Below are 20,860 nucleotides of genomic sequence, written 5' to 3'. Positions count from 1 at the left end.
CTCGGACAAACTTATAGCGGAAGTAAAAAGGCTTATATATATTTCGGCACGGATTCCCATTATACTAAAAAGTATAAGTCAAATCGAGGGATTTTGTCAAGTCTTTTTTGCCATTAATCTATAGAATTTTCGGGTTGCTTACCAGTCATCGTCCTGAAAAAAATTAGGTTCTTCGGTTTGTCAAACAAGCATATATGCAGCGGTTAACCGAGACAGCACAAGAGCCTCTCTTATTCTTTGTGTGATCTCGCGTAGCGAGCGCGTTGCGACCAGTTTAACTTATATAGAACCGATCAATCTTTGTGTTCTTTGTGTCTTTGTGGTTCGTTCCAGTCGCTCGCTGGCCGGAATATATCTTATAAAATACATTTTACCCACCAAACCCAAGAGAGCCGACAGGAGACAAAAACGAGTTATTGAACAGAAAGAGGCGATGGGATGTTATTATTTAAAATCGATTCCCCGGAAGCAGCCGAATCGATCATCGGGCAGCATCCCCTGATTAAAAATGGCTGTGTGGAGTATGAACTGCACGAATGGCGAATAGTAGTGGAATAGGCTATTAAAGGAGTGAACCCTGTGCAAATATTCACAACAATCCCCGGTTTACGCACTTTTTTGGCTTTTTGTGTCGTAAAGTCTAAACTTGTTGTGTCTTGAACTGCCAAAACTATTGGATGTTCTTTGATTCTTTCTACTGTACTTTTGGCCTGGGTGGCAACTATATCTGAGGGGTGAAAATCAGCAATTCTCATTTTGAAAACAAAAGAAGATAAAGTTCTCTTGTTCACATAGAGAACTTCTGTCTAATTATCATTTTTTTTCAAGATAATCATCATAATTAGCTTCAAGAGACAGTTTTAAAATATCTGCCCATAAAAAACTTATCTCAACTCATAAATTTAGCTGAAATTCTGACCTAATTTGTGGTTTTTTCAATGAATAAAATAATCTTTCCTTCTCTCGAAAAATTGACATTTTTAACTAGAATTTACTTTTTTAAATGGGACATATTCGGTTAGAATAAATGAGAAAAATTCCGACCAATTCTTAAACCAAATAAATTTTAATAGGGTACGAATATCATTAAAGAAAGAAGTCCTAGTTACTAATAGCTCACGAATCTTTTGATAGGTGTAATTAACTAAATCCAACACGGTATGAAATAAAAAAGCTAGTAAATTCAAAGACAATAAGAACTCGCACAAATGATTCTGACCGTGACCAAAGTTATGCTCTAAATTATAACCGTGATTTTTAAGAACGTTATTGCCTTCATTTTCAACTTTCCATCTGCTACGTCCAGCTTTGACAATTTCTTCGACATTATTTTCCGTGATTTTATGATTAGTTATCCAATTATTTTGGTAGATAGTTTTCTGGGTTTTTTCATTGATAACAGTCACTTCACACCAATTAACTTCGAGACTTGAGTCCCCCTCTCTTAAGGGAACTCTAGAAGCATAACGATAACGATAAATTAGATTTTTTCGTCCATCCCATTGTTTCTTTTCAACGGTCCTAACTTCGCCACTTTTTTCTAAAAATTCTAGCCATTCATATAAAGTTTTATGCGACGTTTCCAAACAAACAAAAATAAAATTATAACCTTGTTTTATCGCTAATTCACAAACAGGTTCGTGAGAATATAAGTCGTCTCCTAAAAGAGTTACAGGATAACCATACTTATTTTTATGATTCCTATTTAACCATCTTTTAACGGCCGCATTTTCACAGTCTTGTTTTTGATGTCCATCTTGTTTTTTAATGAATTCTGGCTCTAAATTAATTACTTGTTTTTGCTTAGGAGAAACTACTATCGGTGTGACACAGCCATGAAAATAAGTTGTAGTTCCATTTCGATGATTACGACAGTTACAATGAGGGCAATTAATTTTCTTTGATGAGAAATATTCTGTGCCATCTAACGCCACTAATATTTCTCCATCTAAGTAGAGAAACTTTTTCAAAACTCCCTTTTCTTTTAACCATTCATAGACTTTTTGAAAAGTCCTAGAGATATTAGATGCTGGCACTGGATCTAACAAATTTCTTATTTGATTATCCCCAGGAATTTTTTTAATTGAAAATAAACTTTCAGCATTATCTTTTCCCTTATTGCTTTTCATTAAACGTTGATGGTCTAAAAAAGACGGCGACTGAGTAAAAAAGACTGAAAATGCAGCCATCACGGCATCTTTTATCTCATATTTTCTATTATTTCCAGGTTTCCTCTCATCGGGTAAATCATCTAATTCTTGATGTAAAAATTGCATTAATTCCGAAATTTCTAGGGTTGCCGCTTTTTGAGCCATCTTGGAATAATTTGACGTGCTAGTGGATTTCTATCTCACCCATTTTACCTTAGCTGACAATAATTATAAATTTTTATTTCCCTTGAATTCTCTATTCTAAAAACAGAACTATCTTCCTGATTTAACCCCGTTCGTTCTCAGCCAACCTCTTTGATTGCTTGAGTATTTATACTTAATTTGTCTAGCCAATTGTTTTTTTTATTGTTCGCCTCTTCTAGAAAATAGTTGCTTCGTACTATATTTTCCCTGCCAAAATCGGGGTTAATGCTCTATTTATTTCAAAATGAGAATTGCTGGGTGAAAATAGGGGGAATTCCAAAAGTCGTAGGTGGCACTCGCTGCGGCTAGATTTCCCGAAGCTTGTGGCACACTTGTACTAGGTTGGCTGGCCAAGTTTTCTACGATACTGATTAACCTTTTCTTTCTTCTGGTGTCCCCTAGGTCTGCATACTGTAATTCTTGGGCTGCCCATTTCTCCATTTTTTTGCTTACCTCCACCTTGATTCCTTCTTTCAAAACTATACCTATCAATCGTTTCCCCTTTTTTTAAGTTTCTTCTCTTTTTGTTAAGAAATATCCGACTAATGGATAGTTGATAAGGGGGAGGATCCGCCTTAATAAGTGGGGAATCTGACAATTTTTAACACCTACCTAATTGAAAAGATAATTTGGGGGTGTTAGCTGGACTAACATCCCCCACAATCAAAAATTTTCGGGAAAAATTGCCTAATAGCGAAAAAACTGGATTATAATAAGGTCTTTACTCAAGATTTTTGCAGCCTCGCTAACTGCCATAAAAGCCAATCAAAACCCCTGTTTATCGAGAGAAAAACCAATGGTAGCCACTTTAAAAGGACGAGATGTTTTAAGAATAACCGACATGAGTAGCCAAGAAATAAGCGCCCTACTCAATCTATCGGCACAGCTTAAAGCTGGCAATCTTAACCCTAGCTGTAACAAAGTCCTGGGATTGCTATTTTATAAAGCTTCCACCAGGACTCGGGTTTCCTTTACCGTCGCCATGTACCAGTTAGGGGGACAGGTAATCGATCTCAATCCCAGTGTAACCCAAGTGGGGCGCGGGGAACCCTTAGCCGATACAGCCCGGGTACTCGATCGCTATCTCGATATTCTCGCGGTTCGCACCTTTAAACAAGAGGATTTAGAAGCTTTTGCTAATTATTCGCGCATTCCAATTATCAACGCTTTAACGGATTTAGAACATCCCTGTCAGATATTAGCCGATTTACAGACTATCCAAGAGACTTTTCAGACTTTACGGGGAATTAACCTCACCTATGTGGGGGATGGTAATAATGTCGCTAATTCTCTCCTCTTAGGTGGCGCTTTGATGGGGTTAAATGTGCGGGTTGCTTCCCCCGCAAACTATCAACCGGATGGGGAAATTGTCGCCAGCGCCCAAGCTATAGGCGAGAAAACCGGTAGTAAAATCTTAATTACCGACGATCCCGTTATGGCCGTGAAAGACTCTCAGGTGGTCTATACTGATGTCTGGGCAAGTATGGGACAGGAAAGCCTTGCTGATGCCCGAATTCCCGTTTTTCAGCCCTACCAAGTCAATGAACAGCTAATGAGTCACGCTGACAAAGACGCGATTATTCTCCATTGTTTACCTGCTCACCGGGGTGAAGAAATTACCGACGGGGCGATCGAGGGTGTACAATCAAAAGTCTGGGAGCAAGCGGAAAATCGGATGCACGCCCAAAAAGCTTTAATGGTGAGTTTATTGGGATTAATCTAGCTCCCAATGCTCAGTTACCTAAAATAATTATTAAACTCGATCATCAATCATCCTAAGACCTGTCCGACACCAGAAGTTAACGCTAGGATTGATGGTAAGAGCAATCATCAGGGCAGCCTCCACACAAACTATATGTCAGACACCTCCGCAGTTAAACAGTATCTCGCCCATTGGTTTCAATTGGGAAAAAAAGTTATTTGTCCCAAAAACCAAGCTATGCTATGTCCGCTGCCTATCTTCAATGGCGATCGCTATTCGTCGGAGTTTGAAGATTGTTGGCAAAAAATGCTCGATCCTGAAAGTGGCGATTGTTACCTAGAAGGTACTCAACAAACTATCCAAGACTTACTTTCCCCTCAATGGGAATTTCACCCCTGCGCTCGTTGTACTATACCCGTACCAATTGAAGTGCTGGGCCAATCGGGTTTATCCTGTCCCTGCCATGATTTGAGTAATTGGCCTAATTTAGAATTACCCCTACCCCATTTACCCGTCAATAGTCAAGAAAATCTCGATCGCATCCGGCAAAGATTGCTAAAAAATTCTCACCCACATTAACCAGACAAAAAGAGACGTTAGGAGTAACGTCTCGAAAAAAAGGATTGAGATTTAACGATTTCTGCCAAAAAAATTGACTAAATCTCGCAATCTCTCGCTATATTCTCTGGTTAAAGCTTCCTGACGATAGCGCCATGACCAATTCCCTTCTGCGACACTGGGGGTATTCATCCGCGCATCCGATCCTAAACCTAACACATCCTGTAACGGTACGATCGCCTGATTAGCCACGGAACTATAGGCAAGTCGAATCAGATCCCAAGCCACTCCCTGACCACTGGGAGCGCCAAGATATTGATATAGTCGCGCTTTTTCGTAGTCATTGGCGTTATCCTGAAACCAGCCCACAGTAGTATTATTATCGTGAGTGCCGGTATAAATCACACAGTTGCGTTCGACGTTAAAAGGAAGATAGGGATTACCCGCATCACCCCCAAAAGCGAAGTGAAGAATCTTCATCCCCGGGAAGGCAAAGTGATCGCGAAAATCTAGAACTGCTTGGTCAATATCGCCCAAATCTTCGGCAATAATCGGCAATTTACCCAAACGAGCGCCAATAGTATTAAACAGATCATAACCCGGGGCCTTTAGCCAATGACCATTAATAGCGTTTTCCTGGCCAAAAGCCACGGCCCAATAGGCCTCTAATCCGCGAAAATGATCGATACGGATGATATCGACGAGGGAAAGAACCCCTTTTAAACGGCGTACCCACCAGTCAAAGCCAGTATTTTTGAGATGATCCCAGTTATAGAGGGGATTTCCCCATAATTGCCCCGTTTCTGAGAAATAATCCGGGGGAACCCCGGCCACTTCCAAGGGATTACCAGTTTGGGGATCTAGTCGGAAAACCTGCGGATTTGCCCAAACATCGGCGCTATTATGGGAGACATAAATGGGGATATCGCCGATAATCTCGATACCGAGGGAGTTAGCATAGCGTTTTAGGGCTAACCACTGCTCAAAAAACTCAAATTGCAGGAATTTGTGCAGAAAAATCTCCTCTTGTAACTCCTGTTTCGGTGTTTCCAACGCACCCCAATGACGTTCGCGAATTTCTGTCGGCCATTCCATCCAGACTTTACCCTGGTAAGCGTGGGATAAAGCCATAAATAGGGCATAATCCTCTAACCAATCAGCATTGCCACCACAAAAGCCAGCAAACTGTTTGTAAAGAATTGTGTCAGAACCCTTGACAAAATTGCTCGCCGCCTTTCTAAGTAGGGGAATTTTCCATGCGATCAATTTATCGAAATCCACTTGATCGAGGGGAAAATCGGGAATATCCTCGAAATCCGCCTCACTAAGCAGGTTTTTTTCCCGAAGAATATCGAGACTAATCAGGAGATGATTGCCAGCAATGGCACTAAAACTCATGTAGGGAGAGTTACCGTAGCCTGTGGGACCTAAAGGGAGAATTTGCCAGAGTTTTTGACCACTTTGAGCCAAAAAATCGATAAATTGATAGGCTTCCCTACCTAGTTCTCCAATCCCGTAACGGCCGGGGTGACTGGTGGGATGAAGCAAAATACCGCTAGAACGGCTAAAAGCCATGAAAAAACTCCCTTATCAGTGATTAGGTTAGCAGTTATTAAGTGTTTAAAGCTGAATGCTCACTGCTATCTCCAAGCTAACCCGATCTTGATCGATAACGGCAATACTTAACAACTTTATTAGACCTATAGGACAAAATTAGGTAAAACCCTAGACCCCACACCCGTTCGGCGGTTCGGCTGAGCGTTCGTGTTAGTGAGCTTGTCGAACTACTGAGCTCGCCGAACGTCCGAAGTCTCACCGTCGAAGCCTGATCTCACGGCCGAAGCCTACACCCTACCCCCAGGAAAAACTTTTTGTGACAAACCCTACTTAAGGCGATCGATTTTCCTAAAACCCGCAAGGATTTAATCGTCATAAATGCGGCACTCTAAGGCATCGGGATTGGCTTCGCAGTAAGCCTGAAATGAATTACTCCCCTGTTTTTTGACCCGTTGATGGGAGGCTTCGGCCTGGAGTTCCTCCACCACATCCCAGGCCGCGGCGCAATCCGGAGAGGTCTCACCCTTGGCCGCGCAAATTGCCCGTGCGTCTTCCCGAGCTGCTTCAATTTCATCTTCAATGAACAACCGCTTAGGCTTTTCAACAAAATCGCTCTTGAAGAGAATATCGCTGACAGAAATAATGCCCAGCAAAGTTTTGCCCTGAATCACCGGGGCGCGGCGAATGCGGGTTTGAGCAAATAACCGGGCCACATATTCCACCCCCAGTTCGGGATTGACAACCACACAGGGCTTGGCCATAATTTCGTAAACCCGCATAGTTTTAGGATCGTGGCCAAAGGCCGCCACTTTGTAAACGATGTCGGTTTCGGTGACAATTCCATAAGGATCCTGTTCATGGCGCGGTTCGACAATCAAACCCCGCAGTTTTTTTTCTTTCATCAATTTCACGGCATCGGCAACCGTTGCCGAACCACGAATGGTGACAACGTTTTGGGTCATAATTTCTTGAGCTTGTAGCATATATGGTTTGGTTTGGTTAAATGAAAGAACTGGTATAAATGCAAAAGTTGACTAGGGTTGCCCCGATAGCAATTTCCTCGACTCTTGTGGGCTGAGTGCCACTTTGAACACAGATGACAAAGACCAATGGGCGATCGCTGGTTGGGGCTGGGGCGGCATGGCCGCAGCTGTGTTCCCCTGAATGCCAGGTGCATAGGCCTCCAGCACAGCGCCATTTTGCCAACACATGGCGATGAAATAATCACACACTGGGCATTCCGTCTGAGCAACCTGTCGGGCCGGACACTTATATCCTGCGGGTAGGCGATCGCTCAAGAGCCGTTGAGCTACGCTGCCACAGTTAGGACACCGAATTTCTATAAGCTTGTTCATCGCCATACCTCAAAATTAAATAGTGGTGTGAGAAGGAAAGGGTCAAAGTCTGAGGTTTGCCCAGAGTGTTTGTTAACGGTGGAAGACTATAATTGTCGTTCTACGGCTGCCATAAATTCTTCATAGGGTTTAACCCCAACTAATGTTTCTATCAATTCCCCCTGTTTAAATACCATGACAGCAGGAATACTTCTAATCCCAAAGCGTTTGGCCACGGGTTTGTTATTGTCTAGGTCAAGTTTGAAGACTTTGGCGCGATCGCTATAGTCATCGGCCAATCGATCGATCAACGGTGCCACCAGTTTGCAAGGTCCACACCAGGTTGCGGTGCAATCTACCACCAACACTGATTCACTCTTTAAGAGGGAATCAAATTCAGTTTCATCTTGAATAAATGTAGCCGTACCCATGTTTATATCTCCAAATTGATGCTGTGTAACTTAGTCCAAATTCTCTGCTCGCTGGGTTTTAGAATATAAATTCAGCTTTGAACCGCTCCTCCTCTAAAAATGCTCGGCTTTTGACTCTCTCCCAGGGGTATCGTCTATAGTTTGGTTGTCCCAGACATCGATGGTGACATCTAGTCCCTGCTCATGCAGGGGTTTTACTGTGTAAGTCGTCATCGGCTGCCCCCAATCAAAACAAATTTGCGACGTTAAGTTGCGATAATATGGTTTTGCAAGTTGTTGCATTTAGATAACCTATGACAGCGACCCCTTCCAACGATTTATCTGCCTGGGATCGGCTAGAACAAGGCAGACAAGCAAAAGCAAGCAACGGTGGTTATGCGGGCTACGGCTCCCCTGCCTTTGGACAACGCTCGATCAATGGGGAATTAGTGGATGATCCGGAAGAGTGCCGGGTCATTGAACTGATTCGCCGTCATCACAAATCAGGGAAATCCTTGCAGAAGATCGCCGATTGGCTTAATGAACAGGGCTACACCACCAAACGCGGTTTACCATGGCAGCGTATTTCCGTAAAGCGAGTGCTGGATCGACTATATGGAAAGGTGTCCAGAATTTCCGGAGTAACCCCTCAGTCCGAGCATAACCCGGAAGTACTCACCCCAGCGTCTGGTGATGCCGCTCCTGAAACCATTAGAGGCTGAATAACCTCTAAATAAAAAGTTTCAGGCTTTACCCTGTTACATCCCTCTATGATACACCGAAGTGGGTCTAAAATCTTTACGAGTCTAATAAAAATTGTAACAAAACGTTACATCTTTTAGGAAAAAGTTAAATGGCGCTACACTTTGAGATAGTTTTAGAACGGGTTTTGGCAACTCTGAGAGTCTGGGTTCTTTGCCCAGAGGCTGTTCTGTCTATCTTGTCCTTTGCGATCGCAGGATGGTGCTGATGTCCCTCGATACACCTCTGAGTTGGGCCCCCGATCTGGAAAAGGCGATCAATCGCCAACCCTTGACGGTGCCGCCAACCACTTCCCTGGCGAATGCGATCGCCATGATCGGCCAGGCCCATAGTCGTCTGTGTTTACTCACCGATGACCTATCCCCTCTAGCTGCTCCGGCCGGAGAGGTGCGTGTTAGCTGTCTGCTGGTGGTGCAAGGGCAAGAGCTATTAGGAATTTTGACAGAACGGGATGTGGTGCGACTCACCGCTCAAGGAATTAACCTGACCGAGACAACCGTTGCTGATGTGATGGTACATCCCCTGATCACGTTGCCCCAGCAATCTGCTCAAGACATTTTTGCTGCCCTGTTTTTGTTTCGGCGCTACCGCATTCGCCATTTGCCGATTGTGGATGACCAAGGACAGTTAATCGGGGTGATCTCCCATGAAAGTATTCGCCAGATATTGCGTCCGGCCAATCTATTGCGGTTTCGTCGCGTATCGGATGTGATGACCACTCAAGTGGTACAGGCCCCACTCACCGCCACAGTCTTGCAATTGGCCCAGTTAATGGCCGAACATCGTGTCAGTTGTGTGGTGATCACCCAGAGAAATTCCGAAGACAATGACTACCCCGTTGGTATTGTGACAGAGCGAGATCTTGTCCAGTTTCAAGCAGTTCAAATCGATCTGAACAAAACTAGGGCCCAGACGGTGATGAGTACGCCGTTATTTCTCCTCAACCCCGAGGACTCCCTGTGGACAGCCCATCAGGAAATGCAAAAACGGCGGGTGGGGCGTTTGGTGGTTTCTTGGAACTGGGGTCGGGGGTTGGGTATTGTTACACAAACCAGTCTGTTAAGGGTTTTTGACCCGATGGAAATGTATGGGGTGATTGAAAATTTACAACAAACGATTCAACAGCTAGAGTCCGAGCGATCGCCTTCCCTTCCTTCTCCACCAGTGGACTTATTACTTCAACAAACTTGTGACCGATCAGAAAAAGAGATGGCCAGCGATCGCGAATTATTACTAGCCTTGCTGGACAATGCCTACAAAGACGTAAAATATATGTTGGCTAACTTAGATATTGTCGTCGAGCAGCGGCGATCTTTGCTTCAATCTGTTCTAGAGAAACTTGAGTACCTCGGTCGTGAAATTAGCCCTTAGATAACCAGCTTGCTTCTATTCTTTTGCAAATAATCAACTAATGCCCATAATCCTAAGCGATAGCTTTCGGCTCCAAAACCGCTAATCTGTCCGATGGCTATATCGGCAATGTAGGAATGATGACGGAAAGACTCGCGTTTGTAAATATTGCTTAAGTGTACTTCCACACAGGCCATTTTTGTGCCTAAGAGTGCGTCGCGGATGGCGATACTGGTATGAGTATAAGCTCCGGCATTAATCAAAATACCGTGCTGCTGACCCCATGCTTGCTGAATCCAGTCCACTAATTGCCCTTCTTGATTAGACTGGTATGCGGTTAAATTAACCCCTAAACGGGTAGCTTCTTGGCTTAGAAACTGGTTAATTGTTTCTAAATTAACGTTACCGTAGAGATTCGGCTCTCTTTTGCCCAATAGGTTTAAATTAGGCCCGTGCAGAACCAGAATGTTTAGTGTATTCACCAATGTCCTCCTTATCACCACGAGAGTTAATCTTATCTCGATCAGGGACTATTGCCGATCAACAAGATTTTTGCCGCTAGGGTAATCATAGTTACTAATTCTGTACGCAAATATTGCATCTAGAATTAGCTTTGTACGCTTTGACCCGTACTGGGTTAACTACGAACCTCTCTATCGGATTCCCGCTAAAGGCGGCCTCTCCGACTACCTTTCTTCCAATATTTAAGGAACCATTAATATCTGCTCCATAGAAATAACCCGACGAGCTTCTGAATAGTCCTCTTTTAATTCTCTTGCCTAAATAGCTTTTTTGCTTTTGAATAGACTCTAAGTCCAAGAAACTACATTTAGAGGTATAGCTTTCATTAGTTGTTTTGACCTCTATTCCTACTAAATTTGCTTTATAGGTAAGTTGTTCGATAAACCTTGAATGAGGAATATTTACAAATGACTGGTTATTTCTATCTCCAATATTAAGGTTTTGTTTCCAGCCTTGATTATGACCAATAACTAAAAGGTTAATTTGATGAGCTAGTAATTTATCAATAATATATTTACTAGCGGTGTGGAGGTAATAATCCACCTGGCAATTACGCTTTAAAGTTAAACCTTGTATTCTTTTACTGGTCTTCTGGAGACTGGGTAATTCCGATTTGAGTTTAGCTAGTGTCTTGTTGTACTTTTGATTGCAGGATTTTAAGGCTTTTCCACATACTAAAGTTGACTGAAATTCGGGAATATTAGAGGTAACAGCAGCTAGGTTATTTAAGCCTAAATCGATAAAAGCATATCTTTCTCCCTCTTGACTTGATGAGGATGGTTGTTCATAGACAATCTCTAAACAATAAGCACCCAATTTAGGAATAATCCTAACCTCTAAGACTTCCTTTAAATTAGTTTTAAATTCTAAATTAGTCCCTGATAGCTTGATTAAACCTTGCTTCAACGCTTTTTTAGAAATGGCTTGATAGTTATAAGTTAAAACGTTTCTACCTTTTTTCTTGTCTTTGTATCTTGGCAACTTAGGCTCTCCTGTAAATTTATCTGGCGATTTTTTGTATTGTTCTTTCGCTTTTTGGTAGGATTTAAAGGTTTTTTCTACTTGCTTTAATACTAACTGACTTACTTTGGCGGGTAAGGCTTGATAATCTGGACTCATTTTTAAGGCATGATGTAACTCAGTCATTGTTAAAAATGGTTGATGTGAAAAGAAAACTTGACGGTTTAAATAAACAGCACAATTATACAGATTCTTCGATAAAAATCCTAATTTATCAATGACTGAATAATTTTTGTGATTAAATTTAATTAGATGTTTTTGAACTAATTTCATCATTCTCCTCAAGGCATTTAATTAAACATTCTGTCTTTCTATTTCGTCGTCTTAATGAGTATAATCGAGCGCAAAATGAGGTAATTATGCTCACGAAGTCTTGCATTAAAAAAAATTATTACTTCTGAGGATTTGACTGAATACTAAAAGCAGGAATTTCATAATCTTCTGGCAGATAATTTTCAGGAATAGTGCTGTGATTGCCATCCCGTAGAGCTTTGTAGTGAGGGGACATAATTTCGATACCAACTTCGTTACATTTATCCTGAATATTTTGATGTAATTCAGAATAAATATACACCATTTTGTTAGGATGATCGGTGTAGGCATTTAGCTGATAGCTGACATAAAAATCATCGAGACTGGTTTGCAAGACAAAAGGAGCAGGTTCTGAGACAATAAATTGGGTTGCTAAGGCTGCTTCTTTCAGGGTTGCGTGAACCTTACGCCAAGGTAAATCATAACCGAGAGTGACTGTGGTTTGCAAAATTAAAGGCTCTTTGAATTCCCTTTGAGAGACGCTAAAGTTAATCACATTGGTGTTTAACAGCGATGAGTTAGGAATCGTGATAATTTTATTAGACGGTGTGCGAATACGGGTGACTAATAATCCTTTTTCAATCACATCTCCAATAACATCACCAATAGAAATTTTATCTCCTAGTTGAAAAGAGCGGGTATAGATGAGGATAATTCCTCCTACTACGTTAGCAATAGCAGAGGTAGAACCCAAGGAAAATAGCACCCCTAAAAATACCGACACTCCCTGAAAAGCAGGAGAATTAAATCCGGGTAAATAGGGAAAAGCGATGACTATAGCTAAGGCAATTATCAGCAGTGACAGTAAATTATAGGTTGGTTTTGCCCAATCGGGATAGAAACCATGTATGACTAAATTTTCTCTTTCCAATGCATTGAAAAATGGTCTAATTGCCCTCAACAGATAGTGAGTTATAAAAACAACTAGCAGTATGATAAAAATATTGGGTAAATATTTTGCTATCTCTTGGGAAAAAACTTCTAAAGCACTAAAAAAGTATTGCAGAAAACCATCACCAAATTTTCTAGTCCAGGGAAAAAGACGAAGGATAAAAGTTAAATAAAAATAGAGAATAGTTAAAATAATCAGAGTGCGGATAAATTGCAAAACTCTTAGGGAAAAAATTCCTATTGTTCTGGAACTAATAATCTCAAAACTTTGGAATCCCACCCCAGGAACTAGGGAGGTGATTAATCTCTGAATCTGGGGAAAAACCCGCGAAGATATAAAAATCATCGCCCAGAAAATTAAAACCGTGGACAAGGTAGCACTTACCGTCAAAGCTGCATCTTTTAAGAGTTTATCTGGTTGACGTTCTTGACGATAACGGACAATGGCTGCTTTAATCTTTGCTAAAGCTCGTTCGGCTAATACTTCTTGACTGACTGCGTGTAATTTGGCATCTCTAGAAGTAATAGTAGCAATAACCGTATCTCCCAAAATAATCGAAGGGTTTTTGTCTTCAGGATCAATTTTTATGGTTAAATCTTCAGGAGAAAGAGCATCGTCATCGGCAATTTTTTCGATTCTAGCTGTAATCGATTTCGCTCTTTCTTGCGCTGAAAAAGAACCTATTCCTTGCCGAATAGTAAAAAGTTCTTGATTATCAAGCATGACGGGAAAAACTTCTCCCAAAGTTTCCAGGGGTATTTCCTGTCCTTGTTTAGCAGGATTATTCTGGGCTGCTATCATGAAGACGGGGGATAACGTCAGTAACAAAACTAAACAAAACAGTCCTAGGTAACGCCAGATTTTTTTCATCTTCTAAGCTACAATTTCACAGGAGCGATCGAGTTTAATACCTCTTTTTTTCATCGTAGCATGGAATAGTTCTGTGGATAACACCTGTTCCACGGGATAAATCCCAGCTTTTTGGAGTTTTGCCCCTAAGATTAATTCTGCCACGCTGCCAGTTCCCCAACCCGCTGCTTGAGCAGTGTTCTCGTGAACCATAGTTGCTTGATAAACCGCTTTTTGCTGCCCTTGCCATCCGGCGACTTTTGCTAACATTGCTACCCCAATTCCCGAAAATTTATCGGTTACTTCTGTCATGCGATAACTAACTTGGGAAAAAAACTCGATTCCCCGAGAACTTTCTACCCAAGCATCGGGAAAAATATGGGCAGTAATCCAAGTTAAGTGATTATAAAAATCGGGAATAGAACCAAATTTTGTGATCACATTTTGCACTGGAAAAGATTCGGCAAAAGTATAGGTTTCTGGCATATCAAACCAATAAACACCAGTTTTACCTAAAGGGGCGGGAAAGTCAATTACTTCTCTAGCAGTATAGGGTTTAATCTCTTGCCATTTTCCCTCAATCCAAGCTAAAAAAGGCTTTTTTAAACCGAGAAAAGTTGTCCGCATCACAGTTAATCCCGCACCTCCTGAACTGGCTACGGCATAATTTAAACGGATCGTTTCTACCCTATCTAATTGTTCGACTCCCTCCCGCACTATACTATTAGAAATACCTGGAAAAATTCCCGTATTAACCACGGCAGTTATTCCCGCTTTTATCGCTAATTCTCGATAGGGAATTAACTTTTGATAAAAAGAACGATGATCACTAACATCAATATAATTGACTTTTTCTTCAATGCAAATTTTTATTACCCTGTCATCGCGATAGTGAAAAGGACCGGCACAATGAATGACTAAATCACTATTTTTAATTGCCTGTCTAAGCTTGTCTATTTCCTCTAAATCTAAAGCCAAAAACTGCATTCTTGGCAGTAATTTAATCGCTTTTTCCTTCCGTCCAGTGACAATAATTTTAGCGGCAGTATGATTAATAATATCTAGGGCGACACTTTGACCAATGCGACCAGTGCCACCTAAAATTAAAACAGTTTTTTCCATGGCAACTATTAACAATGTTTGTTGCCCTAGTATAGCATCATCTTGGCAAATTTGCCTATTTTTTGAGATGAAAATTTTAGAATAATCCCAACTTATTTAATGCGTCCGAGAGGCAAGAAAATAGTTAAAATCTCACCTTCTTCGGGTTTTTCACGTACAATAAATTTACCTCCCAAAGCTTGAAAAAGGTTTTTAGTCACCTTCACATTCAGACTTAAACTACCGGTTTCTGGTTGAAACATTAAGACTTTTCCCAAAGCTTTGAGGGTAAGATTCGGTGATTTTACCTGAGTTTGGAACTGCATTTTTAATTGATTTCCTGCCGTTGATATATGTACTTGCAACAGACCACCACTGGTCATACTGCGAGTACATTTTTCCACGACTCCATTTAACATTTGATCCAATAAATTAGGGTCGCTAATTACCGAAGGCAATTTTTTCGGTACATTAACTTCTAAATTGACATTGCGCCGTTTAGCTTGTTTCTGCCACCGGGGAATACTATCTTGAAAGACTTTTTCTAGGGCAATTGGAATTAATTGAATTGGTTTATCTCCCAGAGGATTAATACCCAATTCTGCGGCTCGAAAAATTAATTCCATGCGCTGAATTTGTTCACTACATTCTAAATCGATTGTTTCTAAATATTTTTCTACATCTTCCGTTACTTTGGCCCGTTTTAATAATAATCGGGCAATGGTGCGAATGGTGGTTAAAGGGGTGCGAATTTCGTGGGTTAAAGCTCGCAATAATTCCAAATCACAACCCGATTCTAAATTAGAATTATCTTCCTTTGGGGGAGTGATTTCGCTATTGATAGACGATTTCGTTTTTTTCAGGTCTAAGTTAGATTGGTCGGGTAAATTTTGCAGTAATTGGCGACTAAATTGGCTAACTAGACGATAATCCGGCGAGGGACTGCCATTAGCCTCGATAATTGCCTCTAAAGTCTCGATTTGCGGATAACGCAGATTAACTAATCGTTGCCGCAACTGCTGCCAAGCTTGCTGAGTGAGGACGGGATCAAAGGAAAATTGAAAAGAGGACAAACCCCACTGATCCTCGCCTAAAACCAGCAAAAGAGCGAAACTTTCGCTAAAAACCAGACAAAATCTTTCATTAGCAATCGGATCCGTTGGCAAGAGAGGCAATTCATGAATCTCTGTCGGGGAAATATCGGCGGCGGATTTTTCCTGAGAAGGCAATTGCAAACCCAGCCATTGTAAATGTTTTAAAGCTTTAACGGTAAAAACACCGAATTTAAAACCCGTTAAAGCCTTGCTTTCTCTGACTAAAGCCGTCGGACCGGAGAGAATTAAACCCCGACTGGCGGCATTATTTGGGTTTTGTAATAAGATATTTTCTAAAGATGCGATCGCTGCGAACCATTCACTTTCCGCTTTCAGTTGCGATCGCTTGAGCCATTCTGATAAATTAGGATAAAAAGCATTGGGGGTGAAAGTTTCCCGGTCCTGATGGTCAGTTGGCGGGAAAATATCGCTTAATTTCGGTAAAGACCCCTCTAACATCGTCTTCATCACTGACTAGATACAAATTCCTTACCTAGAATAGTACCCCCGTTAATGCTCATCCCATAACGGTAAAACCGAACTCTATTAGCAGTGATATCCGCGTTTTTACCTAGGGCAGTTATCTTAATAGTGAGGTACAAAGTTTTCGTTTTGGGGAGTCGGTCGTCGATAGCAAATTAGGTTACACTTCATCGAGGATGATGAGAAAGGCTGTCAGTCGGCTTAATGATTTGTAATATAGGTTAGTCCAGTTGATTACCTATGCTGGTTGTGGGGTTCGTGGCTCAATTCAACCTCGATAAGTCTGATATTTAATTACACCTGCCGACTTATGTGTTTTTTTGTTACATTTAAGTATTTTTTTGTTTATCTATGGTTATCATAGAGCAAGTTAAATTGTTCCCAAATTATTTCCCTAACTAACCGATCTTTGCTCCCAAACCCTTTTGCCTTGACATTACGTCAATGGGAGGGATCATCGGGTCTTGGTTTGCCTGTTTAAGTGTTGCTTTCAAGCTAGGTAAACAGTTGAGTAGTGGTAACTGTCCAGCAATAGTTGGGGTCGGTTATTGACTATATTTTGCCGTGAGCAAATTCTGGTTCTTCGGTTTTTGTTATGCAATGGACGGGGGTTATAAGGGATGGAACTCTTATAGAGAAAGGCATTTAGCGATTTTTGTTAATTGTTTTTATCTAGAGCGAACTAATCAATTAAGTCTGTTGCCAGATAAGGATTTAGTCGATTTATGCCCCCCTATCGAATCATACCAAGTAACGAAGAACCCAAATTCTGAGAATTAATCAGAACTAAGGTCGTGCTACACTTGACTTCTAGAGACTACCCGTTCACAAATCAATTAGGCGCACTATATTGAGACAATTTTTTGTCAAGGGAACGAATTTGAAAATCCTTAAGCCAGAGGAGGTAGAAAGTAGAAAGAGCCGTAAACTTAATTAACAATCTTCCTCGAAAATGTCTTAACTATCGTACCCCGAATGAGGTATTCTACGAGGCTAGATCAGACAGTAATGCAATTCAGACTTGAATCGGCCAACTTATTTAAGGATAAAACTCATGACTACTCTTAAAGATATCGTCAACAATCAACTTCAGATTCCCTATGAAGATATTGCAACTTCCCACCTAGCTTCTGATGAGCAACTCTGTCGAGAAATTCAAGAAATTCTAAAAGCAAACAATTTTTATCATTTTACGGTAGATGGACTTTACGGTAAAATTACACGGGAAGCCTTACGAGATTTTAAAGAAGCCTTTGCTTTATCTGGGGGAGATGTTTTAGGTCCTACCACTGCCCAATTTCTGTTAAATTTGAACAAATCTATTGGGCAAAGAGTGCATGATTTTAGCACGAAGCAAGGAACTCAAAAAGCCATTATCCACGAATGTAAACGCCGAGGATTAATTCTTAATTCGCAGATTGCCTATGTTTTAGCAACCGTTGAACATGAAACCGCTAATTCTTTTCAGCCTGTTGAAGAAGCCTTTTTTTTAAAGCCTCGATCCAAACAAATGGCTCATCTTCAGACACGGTTTTACTTCCCTTTTTATGGGCGAGGTTATGTTCAGTTAACCCTCAAATCAAACTATGAAAAATATAGTCGAAAATTAGGCATTGATTTAGTGGGCAACAAAGAGAAAGCTCTAGATCCAAATATTGCTTTATTTGTTCTAGTAGATGGTATGTTACTAGGGGAATTTACCAGTAAAAAACTCGGTACTTTTGTTAATGGCAGTAAAACCGATTTTGTCGGTGCACGAAAGGTGATCAACGATAGTGACAAAGCTTCACATATTGCTGGGTTAGCTCAAAATTGGTTATCCAAGCTAGGGTCATTTGAATCTATTAGTGCTGCTGAAGAATCACCAGAAAATCCAGAGACAGCAGAAGAAATACAAGGCATAGAACAACTAATGATGATGCAAATTATGAGCAGTTGAAACCTATGCCATTAAGTCATCGTGGGTTAATTACAGTCTTGAACACTTAAAAAATTAATTTTTGGGAGGTTATTATGGCACGTTGTCCTTTTGCTACACAGAAACCAATTACAGGGGGACTTGGCAATTATTCACCAGGATCTCGTTTTAAGATTGTTCATCACACAACTGAAGGCTCAACCGCAGCCGGTGCGATGGCAGCGTATAAAGCCAATAAATCCGATCCTCATTTCACCGTTGATTCCACCACCATTTACCAACATATCGACACAGCTAGTACAGCACGATCTCTGAAAAATCTACCCGGAGGTGTACAAACTAACAGAGATTCCGCAATCCAAATTGAGGTCGTCGCTTTTGCCGGTAAGCCGAAAAATATTGCAACTCTCAAAAATGTTGCCAAATTATGTCGTTGGATCGAAACCACTCATGGAGTCCCTAAAGTTTGGCCGAATGGACTTCCCCGAACTGGGACAAGAGATCCAGGTGGACATAATCGTAATGCAACAAATTGGAATACTAAAGGGGGACATTATGGACATTCCCATGTTCCTGAAAACGACCACTGGGACCCAGGTTATACCCAGGCTGAAGTAGAAATTATCATGGGAGGACCTTTAGAATTTGTCGGTTCACCAGAAGCATTAGGAAGCGGAGAAGCGGAGGTTACTTTAAATTCTTCTATCTCACAAGTAGAAATGGAGATTACACCCCATCTAAAATTGATAACTTACACTACTTCCTTCTCTTTGGATGAAAAAGGACAAGCAACCATTCCCCTTGATATTGCTTGGGAGCGAGTTATTTCTCTGATCCCTCAAGCAACTAAAAATGAAGAAGGAAACTGGCAAAGTTGTATCGTATCCTTAGCTGAAGAAGAAGGACAAACCCTATTAGTCGCAACCGCAGGAACACCCAATGCAACCGCTACAGTTATGGTTAAAGTCCTAGATGATGCCCAAATTTTTGAAGAAGAATCTTTGGGTTGTCCGTAGTCAAGTTTGATTTTGTCCTTATTACCAAAAAATGGAGACCAACTATGTTTGAAAAACGCAATAGCCTTCCTTTTCCTCCTCAAGGACAGAATCCTGAATTAGAGCCTAGCGTAGAAACTCGTGATAACTTAGTTCAACAAAGAGAAGCATTAATGGCTCAAGTTGAAGAACTAGATATCTTGATTACACGAGTGAGTAGTAGTGAGTCAATATGTGGTCACACGGATGATAGTCAAGATGTGGAAAAATATGATGGCACTCTAGGTGTTACAAGGGATTTTGTCAATCAATTTTCTCCTCCAGTAGGTCAATTACAATGGCAAGAGAATTTGGCCGATCTTTTTAGCAAAGAAGGAGAATCTCCCGGAAATGTTGAAGGAAAACGCTGGTGTACTGGATGTTTAATTGAAGGGGATAAATTTTTAACAGCAGGTCATTGTTTTGATAAAACTGGCGGTGGATGGCAAAGGCCATCTCGTGGTAATAAAGTGATTTCTCCAGAAGAAATTGCGACACTAATGCACGTAAATTTTAACTTTCAGATCGATCCCACCACTGACAAACCCCGTCCTGATGATCGCTTTCCGATCATTAATCTTCTAGAATACCGAGAAAAGGGGTTAGATTACGCAATTATTCAATTAGGTCGAAACGAAGCAGGAGAATCGCCATCAGGGAAGTATGGAACATTAAATTTGTCTCCACAAGACTTGACTCATATAGGTTCAATGCTATGCGTCATTCAACATCCCAATGGCAACCCTAAGAAAATTGAAGCTGGTCCTTTAATCGATCATAAAAAAGGTCAACTTTTCTATGATGACATTGACACACAAGGGGGTTCATCAGGTTCTCCAATTCTGGCAGAAAAAAACGGTAATGTAGTTGGCGTACATACGAATGGAGGATGTTCAGGATTTTCTGGGGCTAATGTTGGTGTCTCCATCGGCGCAATTCGTGGAGCATCCAATCTACTTGATAGTGCAGAATCTCCCGTCATCATTTTCCCAAATCCTGCTGACGTGGAAACTGTTGATAACGAAACCCCTATTGAGTTGGAAGATACTCCCTGTTTTTCTCCCCTAGATGAGGAAAATCTTGAGGATTTAGAAGCTGTTCCTTTTCCCGCAGTCGATACTCAACTCCCTATCGAGGGAACGGGTTACTACAGCTATTCCCAATTCCGTGAGAAGCAATTTGGCTTAACTGAAACCATCGAAGCAATCAAAAAAATTGGTGAATTATGGTTTGCAAGTCATCGCACTGGTCTTGTCATTGGCATAGGAAACATCAGCAAGAAAGGAGGTGGTCCCGTACCGCCCCATAGCAGTCATCAAACGGGATTAGATGTTGATTTTCGTTTATTAAGAACAGATGGTGCAAGAATTGGTATCACTTTTCACCATCCTAACTATTCTCGTACTCGAACCCAAGCATTAGTCAATACAATAAAAAGCAATCCGATTCTCAAGGTCAAGTTGATCCTTTGTAATGATAATAAGTTACAGGGAGTTCAGCCTTGGCCTGGTCACGACGATCATCTTCATGTTCGATTTAGCAAATAATTCAGTTTTGTTGTAGGGGCGCAAGGCTTGCGCCCCAAAGATTTCTAAAACTTTGGAGAAT

Annotated in this window: 16 protein-coding genes and 5 pseudogenes; 9 read left to right on the top strand and 12 right to left on the bottom strand. The window is 41.2% G+C overall.

Annotated features, from left to right (window positions below; all coding sequences use genetic code 11):
• Positions 1-244: 244 nt before the first annotated feature.
• Positions 245-558, top strand: a pseudogene (locus tag ACE3JL_RS17475) (hypothetical protein).
• A 508-nt stretch (positions 559-1,066) separates the two neighbouring features.
• Here ACE3JL_RS17475 and ACE3JL_RS17470 read toward each other — a convergent pair.
• Together ACE3JL_RS17470 and ACE3JL_RS17465 are read right to left on the bottom strand one after the other, a co-directional pair.
• A pseudogene (locus tag ACE3JL_RS17470) lies at positions 1,067-2,315 on the bottom strand (ISNCY family transposase).
• 282 nt (positions 2,316-2,597) lie between these two features.
• Positions 2,598-2,795: pseudogene (locus ACE3JL_RS17465) on the bottom strand (transposase); the annotation flags it as partial.
• Positions 2,796-3,150: 355 nt separating this feature from the next.
• Between ACE3JL_RS17465 and argF the strand changes: the two are divergent.
• Positions 3,151-4,077, top strand: coding sequence for an ornithine carbamoyltransferase (argF, locus tag ACE3JL_RS17460; protein ID WP_271993049.1), 927 nt, complete (start codon positions 3,151-3,153; stop codon positions 4,075-4,077).
• A 132-nt stretch (positions 4,078-4,209) separates the two neighbouring features.
• Positions 4,210-4,635, top strand: a complete 426-nt coding sequence (locus tag ACE3JL_RS17455) for a hypothetical protein (RefSeq protein WP_375328018.1) — start codon at positions 4,210-4,212, stop codon at positions 4,633-4,635.
• A 51-nt stretch (positions 4,636-4,686) separates the two neighbouring features.
• On the opposite strand, the gene malQ is transcribed toward ACE3JL_RS17455, so the two are convergent.
• The 4 genes from malQ to trxA all read right to left on the bottom strand — a co-directional run bounded on the left by malQ (position 4,687) and on the right by trxA (position 7,936).
• Positions 4,687-6,189 carry a 4-alpha-glucanotransferase gene (gene malQ / locus ACE3JL_RS17450; RefSeq protein ID WP_271993052.1) on the bottom strand — a complete coding sequence of 501 codons (1,503 nt, stop codon included), beginning with the start codon at positions 6,187-6,189 and terminating at the stop codon, positions 4,687-4,689.
• 347 nt (positions 6,190-6,536) lie between these two features.
• Positions 6,537-7,154, bottom strand: a complete 618-nt coding sequence (locus tag ACE3JL_RS17445; protein ID WP_002790229.1) for a CP12 domain-containing protein — start codon at positions 7,152-7,154, stop codon at positions 6,537-6,539.
• 51 nt (positions 7,155-7,205) lie between these two features.
• A complete protein-coding gene (locus ACE3JL_RS17440; protein ID WP_002751596.1) occupies positions 7,206-7,532 on the bottom strand; it encodes a hypothetical protein in 327 nt (108 codons plus the stop codon).
• Positions 7,533-7,612: 80 nt separating this feature from the next.
• Positions 7,613-7,936, bottom strand: coding sequence for a thioredoxin (trxA, locus tag ACE3JL_RS17435; RefSeq protein ID WP_375328017.1), 324 nt, complete (start codon positions 7,934-7,936; stop codon positions 7,613-7,615).
• Between the two features lie 293 nt (positions 7,937-8,229).
• Here trxA and ACE3JL_RS17430 point away from each other — a divergent pair, with 293 nt between their 5' ends.
• Positions 8,230-8,637 (top strand): recombinase family protein, encoded by a 408-nt coding sequence (locus ACE3JL_RS17430; RefSeq protein WP_375328016.1) that lies wholly within the window; start codon positions 8,230-8,232, stop codon positions 8,635-8,637.
• A 238-nt stretch (positions 8,638-8,875) separates the two neighbouring features.
• On the top strand, positions 8,876-10,048 hold the full coding sequence (locus ACE3JL_RS17425; RefSeq protein ID WP_375328015.1) for a CBS domain-containing protein: 1,173 nt from the start codon (positions 8,876-8,878) through the stop codon (positions 10,046-10,048).
• On the opposite strand, the gene aroQ is transcribed toward ACE3JL_RS17425, so the two are convergent.
• From aroQ to ACE3JL_RS17395, 6 genes and pseudogenes are all read right to left on the bottom strand, one after another.
• Positions 10,045-10,509: a type II 3-dehydroquinate dehydratase gene (gene aroQ, locus ACE3JL_RS17420; RefSeq protein WP_271993060.1), complete on the bottom strand. Its 465-nt coding sequence runs from the start codon at positions 10,507-10,509 to the stop codon at positions 10,045-10,047. The two genes, ACE3JL_RS17425 and aroQ, sit on opposite strands and share 4 nt — an antisense overlap.
• 94 nt (positions 10,510-10,603) lie before the next feature.
• The gene (locus ACE3JL_RS17415; RefSeq protein ID WP_375328014.1) at positions 10,604-11,842 is read right to left on the bottom strand and encodes an RNA-guided endonuclease InsQ/TnpB family protein; all 1,239 of its coding nucleotides are present in this window, start codon (positions 11,840-11,842) and stop codon (positions 10,604-10,606) included.
• Positions 11,814-11,951: pseudogene (locus tag ACE3JL_RS17410) on the bottom strand (IS607 family transposase); the annotation flags it as partial. The pseudogene ACE3JL_RS17410 and the gene ACE3JL_RS17415, both read right to left, overlap by 29 nt.
• 9 nt (positions 11,952-11,960) lie before the next feature.
• Positions 11,961-13,643 carry a mechanosensitive ion channel family protein gene (locus ACE3JL_RS17405; protein ID WP_271992935.1) on the bottom strand — a complete coding sequence of 561 codons (1,683 nt, stop codon included), beginning with the start codon at positions 13,641-13,643 and terminating at the stop codon, positions 11,961-11,963.
• Positions 13,644-13,646: 3 nt separating this feature from the next.
• A complete protein-coding gene (locus tag ACE3JL_RS17400; protein WP_375328013.1) occupies positions 13,647-14,744 on the bottom strand; it encodes a saccharopine dehydrogenase family protein in 1,098 nt (365 codons plus the stop codon).
• A gap of 92 nt (positions 14,745-14,836) precedes the next feature.
• A complete protein-coding gene (locus ACE3JL_RS17395; protein WP_375329624.1) occupies positions 14,837-16,276 on the bottom strand; it encodes a sensor histidine kinase in 1,440 nt (479 codons plus the stop codon).
• A gap of 871 nt (positions 16,277-17,147) precedes the next feature.
• Here ACE3JL_RS17395 and ACE3JL_RS17390 point away from each other — a divergent pair.
• The 4 genes and pseudogenes from ACE3JL_RS17390 to ACE3JL_RS17375 form a co-directional block, all read left to right on the top strand.
• Positions 17,148-17,325 (top strand): annotated as a pseudogene (locus ACE3JL_RS17390) (IS30 family transposase); the annotation flags it as partial.
• Between the two features lie 29 nt (positions 17,326-17,354).
• Complete coding sequence (locus tag ACE3JL_RS17385; protein ID WP_375328012.1) at positions 17,355-18,239, top strand: peptidoglycan-binding protein; 885 nt, start codon at positions 17,355-17,357, stop codon at positions 18,237-18,239.
• Positions 18,240-18,313: 74 nt separating this feature from the next.
• On the top strand, positions 18,314-19,234 hold the full coding sequence (locus ACE3JL_RS17380) for an N-acetylmuramoyl-L-alanine amidase (protein WP_375328011.1): 921 nt from the start codon (positions 18,314-18,316) through the stop codon (positions 19,232-19,234).
• 44 nt (positions 19,235-19,278) lie between these two features.
• Positions 19,279-20,799: a penicillin-insensitive murein endopeptidase gene (locus tag ACE3JL_RS17375; protein WP_375328010.1), complete on the top strand. Its 1,521-nt coding sequence runs from the start codon at positions 19,279-19,281 to the stop codon at positions 20,797-20,799.
• Positions 20,800-20,860: the final 61 nt, after the last annotated feature.

It is taken from the genome of Microcystis sp. BLCC-F210 (assembly GCF_042134685.1).
Taxonomy (GTDB): Bacteria; Cyanobacteriota; Cyanobacteriia; order Cyanobacteriales; family Microcystaceae; genus Microcystis; species Microcystis aeruginosa_D.
Note: the sequence above shows the minus strand (reverse complement) of the source record. Positions and strands in the feature narration are given on the sequence as shown.